The organism is Eoetvoesiella caeni (assembly GCF_003315175.1).
GTDB classification, from domain to species: domain Bacteria; phylum Pseudomonadota; class Gammaproteobacteria; order Burkholderiales; family Burkholderiaceae_B; genus Eoetvoesia; species Eoetvoesia caeni.
Genome location: NZ_QNRQ01000001.1, coordinates 773,557 through 780,675 on the forward strand (window position 1 = coordinate 773,557; position 7,119 = coordinate 780,675).

The window sequence follows — 7,119 nt, forward strand, 5'->3', positions numbered from 1 at the left end:
GAGGCGCCGCCACCTCCACCAGCATGAAGACAAAAATAATGCCGAATGCTCAGACTACGCGCCGCTCGTCGGTAATACCAGCGGCATGATTGTGGCCGCTCGGGCCATGGTGATGATGGCCACCATGATCATGCCCGTGTTCTGCACCAGTATGGCTATGGTCATGCATAAGAAACTTCCGTCATTGAGGTTAGTACACCGACGTGGCGCTTGCAGTTAAACACAATTGATGAAACGAACTGCAAGAAACAAGCGCCTACATACAGATAGCTGGCAGGAATCCGATCAGTGTAATATACCCGCCTTCAAATCAAGTATTTCTGCACAGCCTCTTCGTTCCATGTAATACCTACTCCAGGGCGCTCGGGAATAATCGCCATACCATCCACATAGGTCAGCGGCTCGCGCAAAATCGGATCCGCCAGACCCATTTTTTCCAACCAATGGGCGGTGGGCGTTACCGCCATCAAATGAGCGCTGAATTCTTCAAAAATATGAGCTGACATTGGAATTTGGTATGTCGCAGCCAAAGCACTAGCCCGCAGCCATCCACTAACCCCCCCAATTTTCATGGCATCAGGCATAACCAAGTCGGCAGCCCCAGCCACAATTGCTTTATGCATTTCATCAACGCTGAACCAGTTCTCTCCAAGTTGGATTGGCGTAGTCAACGCTTGGCGAATCTGGGAAAAGCCCGCATAATTTTCTTGTAAAGTCGGCTCCTCGAGCCAGGCAAGCCTAAACTCCTCAAGCGCCCTACCACGTCGAATAGCCTCTGGTACCGATAAGCTTTGATTAAGGTCGACCATAAGTTCGATGTCGTCTCCGATTACCTTGCGGATTAACGCAACGCTGGCAATGTCCTCACGAACCGTGGCATGCCCAATTTTTATTTTGATCGCACGCAAACCTTCTTTAATTGCTTTCTCTGCGCGTTGAGGGCCTATTTTTGGGCCATCCATGCTATGGCTGTCGTAGGCCGGAATGGGTTTTCGCGTACCGCCCAGCAAATTCACCAAAGGGGCTCCCCGCGATTGTGCCAAAGCATCCCACGCGGCCATGTCAATGGCAGCACTGGCAATTTTTGCAACTCCAGTATTACCCAATAGGCGGAAACGCGCTTGCAATAACTGCTCCAGGCAATAAGGAGCCACCTCTTGGCCAGCCAAGACTGGTTGTAAAGCATTGAGCAACTCTCGGACGGGTTTAAGGCCCAGCGGAGTATAGGTAAACACATAAGCTCTACCGGTTACTCCCTGATTGGTCTCCATATCGAATAAAACCAATGGCGAAGTGTCCACTACCCCGACAGCAGTGCGTACCGGATAAGTTAGAGGAACGTTTACGGCACGCGCACGAATGGTGGTGATACGCAAGTCAGACATAAGAAAATCCCTGTATAGCAAAAAGTAATGGGCCTGTTATTAAAGTACTCACATCCCTAAATAGGCTTGCTGGACCTTATCGTCCAATATAAGCTGAGCACCCGACCCTTCGACGGTTATCTTGCCGGTCTCCAATACATACGCATAGTCAGCAATCGAGAGCGCCGCCTGGGCATTTTGCTCGACCAACAAAATGGGTATTCCCTCGTTCTTCAAAGCAGTAATAACGCCAAAAATTTCTTGAACCAGCAACGGTGCCAAACCCATTGATGGCTCATCAAGCAGCAACACCTTGGGCCGGGCCATTAAAGCGCGGGCAATAGCAAGCATTTGCTGTTGCCCGCCGGACAAGGTTCCCGCTGCTAAACGGCGCTTTTCCTTTAAAATCGGAAAAAGCTCATACATGCGTTCGAGATCAGCACCTCGCTTATCGTCCCGTCTTCTATAGGCGCCCAACCGTAAGTTATCTTCAACACTAAGCGGCGCAAAAACCTGTCGGCCCTCGGGCACTTGACTGATCCCTTCCCCAACCCGCCAGTCAGGCATTTTTGAGGTAATCGCCACGCCAAATAATGAAACCGTTCCGCCAGTAGGAGCTATCAGCCCTGAAATAGCCTTAAGCAGCGTGGTCTTACCTGCCCCGTTGGCCCCCACCAGTGATACCAGTTGCCCAGCTCCCACATGAATGTCCACACCATGCAGTACCTGGATCCGATCATAGGCAACAGTAAGATTGCTTACATCGAGCACAGGCTTTGGCTGGCTATCAGCATCTTTCATATATGAGTTCGTCATAGTTTTCTCACGCTGCCGCAGTGCCCAAATAGGCGGAAATAACGGCTGGATTCTGGCGCACTTCAACTACCGTGCCACTGGCTAGCTTAGTTCCATAATTAAGCACCGTTATACGATCCGATATGTTCATGACCATTTTCATATCGTGTTCGACCAACACCACGGTAAGACCTGAACCAGCGATTTTTTTTATCAATTCGCTAATTTCGCCTGTTTCCGTATGATTGAGCCCCGCGGCGGGTTCGTCCAAAAGCAATATTTTGGGCTTTAAAGCCAAGGCTCGTGCTATTTCGAGCCGTTTCAGTGCGCCAAAAGACATTTGCGTTGCATGAGCATCCTTATATTGCCCAACGCCGGCAAACTCCATAAAGCCATAGGCCTCTTCGCGACACTTCGCATCACTTCTGGCCAAAGTCCGCAAATTAGCCATTCCAGCCAAAATACCGTGATTCAACCTAAGGTGCGCACCCAGCATCACATTTTCACAAGCCGACATATTCATGCAGATCTGCAAATTCTGGAATGTACGACACATGCCAAGACCAGCCAGTTGATCCGGCCTCATTCCCGTGACGTCTCGTCCATTGAATAAAATTCGTCCAGAAGAGGGAATGTAAACGCCAGTAATTAGATTGAACAACGTTGTTTTCCCTGCGCCATTCGGACCGATAACGGAATGGATTGTTCCAGACGCTATATCGAACGTCACATCGTCGACAGCCTTCACGCCACCAAACGATCTGGATAGATTCTTGATCTCCAACATCCCTAGTTTTTCCTCTTTTCAAAATGCTGTGCTAGCGTGGGAACTATCCCTTTAGGCAGGAAAATCACTGTCAACATCAGGGCTAAACCAAAAAACAGCATTTCATACCCTTCAAACCCCCCGAATACTTGCGGCAAACCCACAACCAGGCACGCGCCAAGCACAACCCCAAATGTCGACGCCATCCCGCCGATGACAACCATGGTTGCAAGCTCAATTGAAGGCATGAAGCCAGCCAGACCTGGAGTAATAAAACTGTTGTAATGAGCAGTAAGACTTCCAGCGATGCTGGCAAAAACAGCAGACAATACAAACACTCGAACTTTGAAAGAAGCTACGTTCACCCCCATAACCGCCGCAGCGACCTCCGAGCCATGCAGGGCACGCAAAGCGCGACCAGCCGGCGACGAGAACAGGTTCAAGGAAATAACGATGGCAATGATTAACAGGCAGGCAACCACGCTATACCAAGCCATTTCTCCGCCCAGCACCCAATCGCCAATTTGCAACGGCCCAACCGCCATGCCGTCGGGGCCGCCTGTCCATGCCACCTCATTGATAAGCACCATGTTGACAATGATGCCCAGCCCCAAAGTAGCCATGGTAAGAGTGTGGTCGCGCAAACGAAGAATCGGCTTGGCGACGATATACGCTAAAACGGCAACCCCAACAGCACCGGCGACAAGCGCGACAAGCGGCGGCCAACCATAATGACTTGTCGCCACTCCGCTCGCATAGGCGCCCAGCGCAACGAATGCGGCATGGCCGATACTAACCTGGCCGGCAAAACCCATAAGTAAATTCAGCCCTATGGCCACAATGCCGGCCAAGCCGATGCGAATGGCAACATCGGCAATATAGCCGTTGGAGAACGTAACCGGCAGCAATGCCAATATCAGAATGGCAATTAATACAGAAGGATTAGTAAAGGCTTTCATACACGATCCACCGATTTAGCTCCAAAAATTCCACCTGGCCGAACAAGCAAAATAACAATGATGAGAACAAAGGGAACTGCGTCCTTATATGCAGACGATATGTATCCTGCAACAAAGGCTTCAAGCAATCCAACCAACAACCCACCTACAACGGCCCCGATTCCGCTTCCCATGCCGCCCAGCGTAGCGGCCACAAAGCCTTTAAGACCCAACATTTGGCCCAGGTCATAAATTACCGTGGTGATCGGCGCGGCTACGATGCCGGCAACAGCGCCCAGCAGTGCCGCCATGCCGAACGAGATTAAAAGCATCAAGCGGGTATTGATGCCGACAAGCTGAGCCGCCATACGATTTGTCGACATGGCCAGCATCGCTTTGCCAACAAGGGTGAATCGAAAGAACAAACCCACCAGAATCACCATGGCCGCAGCCACGCCGATGACCCATAAACTTTGAGGCAATAGCATCGCACCGCCAATGGGAATAGCCGCATCCCCGCTAAAAGACGGCACGGAATGCTGATTTTTCCCGAAAAAAACTTGAACAACTCCTTGAATGAAAATTGAGGCGCCAATCGTAATAATGATGAGCGATACAACGCTGCTATTACGAGCTGGCTCAATAGCAAGACGCTCCAATAAGGCACCAGTCGCCACCGTCGCCAATACCGATAGCGGAATAGCCAGAAATAGTGGCAGGCCAAGCGACGTGCACACAACAGTGAACATGCCCCCCAGCATCAGAAAGTCGCCTTGAGCGAAATTGATTACGCGACTAGCGTTATAAATAATGGCAAAGCCCAACGCGGACAGTGCATAGATAGATCCCGTTGTTAAGCCAGAAAAAATAAATTGGAGTAAATCAGACATACGCTGGTCTCTTTTAAAAACTTTATTTTTGAATGTTATTTAAATAATTGGCACTGAGTTCCTCAACCTGTGTTGCGCCAAGCAGTGCCATCGTTCGCGAGAGTTCCTCGTTGAACGTCTCGAGTACATTGCGAACGCCCGCCTCACCCGCCACCGCCAGTCCCCATAAAGCTGGGCGTCCCACCAAGACGGCCTTGGCTCCCATCGCCAACGCTTTCGCGATATCGCCTCCTCGGCGAAAGCCGCCATCCACCAAAACGGGAATGGCTTTGGCGACTGCATCCAGAACGCCAGGCAGCGCCTGGATCGTAGACGGCACCACATCTAATTGCCGCCCGCCATGATTGGATACGATCAATCCATCGACTCCTTCGCCCACTGCACGACGAGCATCGTCTGGATGAAGGATGCCTTTTAGCAACAACGGCCCATCCCAATGCTCACGCAGCCAGGCAAGATTGTCCCAAGCCATGGATCGATCCATTTGGCGATTTCCCAATGCAACGGCCAGCTCCGCAGAGTGCGAGCCTTGATCGGGGTCTTCTAAATTGGCAAATTTAGGGGGCCCCTTCCCCATAAAGCGCAATGCCCACGAAGGGTGCAAACCAAAATCCAGCATGGTGCGCAAAGAAGGCTTGAAAGGCATCGTCATGCCATTGCGGACATCACGCTCGCGATGGCCTCCGACAGCGACATCGACCGTCAATACCAATGCGGAGTAATCAAGATTCCGGGCTCTGCGGATTAGTTGCTCGGCGATCCGCCGGCCTCCCATGATATAAAGCTGCAACCAGCGAATACCATTGGCCTGCCTGGCAATCTGCTCAAGAGGCACGTTGGAAGCTGTCGACAAAATAAAAGGCGTGCCCATCTGATCCGCGGCGCGGGCCAGCACTATATCGGCGCCTGGGCGTAACAACCCGTTAAACCCCGTTGGCGCCAAGGCCACGGGGGATTTCCAACTGTGCCCGAATAACGACACCGAGGTATCCACAGAAGAAACATCACGCAGTTGACGGGGCAAAAGCGTTACCTTGCCCAAGTCCTCTATGTTTCGACGAACACAATCCTCCGCGTCCGCGCCCCCGTCAATAAAATCGAAAATAACGCGGGGCAGTTGCCTTCTAGCCGCGCGGCGGTAATCGTCGAGATTCAATAGCAATTTATTTCCTTGGTGCCGCTGGCTGGCTCGTTGCACTCGAGCCAGCTGCGATCAGGTGGCTAAACACCGAACCCGTTACTTGATTTCCACGAATTTTCCATCCTTGATAACCGCCATACGAAAAGCTTGTTGATCCAGCCCCATATGGTCGGTCGGGGTCATGTTGTAGATACCGTTTACACCATAGAAATTTTTCAGATTCTCCAGGGCGGAGCGAACCTTGGCTTTGTTGGTCGAGCCTGCTTTCTTGATCGCTGCAATGCTCATCATCAAACCGTCATAAGCATAGCCGCCGAATGTCGACACATCTGTTTTGTAGTGCTCTTCGTAGACACGTTTGTAGTCCATACCAATGCGTTTTTGCGGATCGGTATCAGGGAGTTGATCTGCGACCAACAAAGCGGGGGTCGGCATGCGGACGCCTTCCGCAGCCTTCCCTGCAAGCTTGACGAAATCCATGGATGCTTGGCCGTGGGACATATACAAAGGGATCTGCAAGGCTAATTGCTGATAGTTCTTTGCCGCAATGGCCGGCGCCTGACCTGTGCCAAAGACGAACACCGCTTGAGCATCCGAAGATTTAATTTTTTGCAGCTGCGGAGTAATGTCAGTGTCTTTTTCACCATAGTTCTGGTCGCTTACTATGGTCATGCCCATTTTCTTCGCTAACTTAACCGTCTCGTTATGCCCGCTTTTGCCGAAGCCGCCTGTATCGGACAATAACGCGAACTTGGTAAAACCCCTTGCCTTCATATCATCGAGCACTTTCTGGGCTGCCATACGATCAGAGTGAGGAAGCTTGAACGTATAAGGGCGAACCGGCTCGACAATAACGCTTGCCGCACCCATAGAGAGAAACGGGATCTTATGAGCCTCGACCAGCGGAAGCATTGCCATGGTCGAACCCGTAGTGGAGCCTCCCACAATTAAATCGACGTTATCTTGAAGAATGAGGCGCTTGACGAAACTATTAGCTTTGCTGGAATCACTGCCGTCGTCATAGACAAAGAGCTGCAATTTACGCCCAAGAACTCCGCCATCGGCATTAATCCGATCAACATACAGTTTTAGCGTTTTTTCCTCGGGATCACCAAGAAAAGAGGCTGGGCGGGAGTATCCGTATTTTTGTGGGCAAGGCGGTTGAACAACTTTTATCCCCTTGCTTGGGTAAATCGATCGCCGAACATAATGGCAAACTGATTCA

Annotated in this window: 7 protein-coding genes; all 7 read right to left on the reverse strand. The window is 51.2% G+C overall.

Annotated elements, in window-relative coordinates; all coding sequences use genetic code 11:
* Window positions 1-305 precede the first annotated feature (305 nt).
* The gene (locus DFR37_RS03620) at window positions 306-1,385 is read right to left on the reverse strand and encodes an enolase C-terminal domain-like protein (protein ID WP_113931825.1); all 1,080 of its coding nucleotides are present in this window, start codon (window positions 1,383-1,385) and stop codon (window positions 306-308) included.
* A 48-nt stretch (window positions 1,386-1,433) separates the two neighbouring features.
* Complete coding sequence (locus DFR37_RS03625; RefSeq protein ID WP_379881331.1) at window positions 1,434-2,135, reverse strand: ABC transporter ATP-binding protein; 702 nt, start codon at window positions 2,133-2,135, stop codon at window positions 1,434-1,436.
* Window positions 2,136-2,187: 52 nt separating this feature from the next.
* Entirely contained in the window at window positions 2,188-2,946 is a 759-nt protein-coding gene (locus DFR37_RS03630) for an ABC transporter ATP-binding protein (RefSeq protein ID WP_113931827.1), read from the reverse strand.
* 2 nt (window positions 2,947-2,948) lie between these two features.
* Entirely contained in the window at window positions 2,949-3,884 is a 936-nt protein-coding gene (locus DFR37_RS03635) for a branched-chain amino acid ABC transporter permease (protein ID WP_113931828.1), read from the reverse strand.
* Window positions 3,881-4,753: a branched-chain amino acid ABC transporter permease gene (locus tag DFR37_RS03640; RefSeq protein WP_113931829.1), complete on the reverse strand. Its 873-nt coding sequence runs from the start codon at window positions 4,751-4,753 to the stop codon at window positions 3,881-3,883. Before DFR37_RS03640 ends, DFR37_RS03635 begins: the two co-directional genes overlap by 4 nt.
* Window positions 4,754-4,775: 22 nt before the next feature.
* On the reverse strand, window positions 4,776-5,909 hold the full coding sequence (locus DFR37_RS03645; RefSeq protein ID WP_242341665.1) for an alpha-hydroxy acid oxidase: 1,134 nt from the start codon (window positions 5,907-5,909) through the stop codon (window positions 4,776-4,778).
* Window positions 5,910-5,990: 81 nt separating this feature from the next.
* Window positions 5,991-7,119 (reverse strand): ABC transporter substrate-binding protein (locus tag DFR37_RS03650; RefSeq protein WP_113931894.1); only part of this gene is annotated, 1,129 nt, incomplete at its 5' end.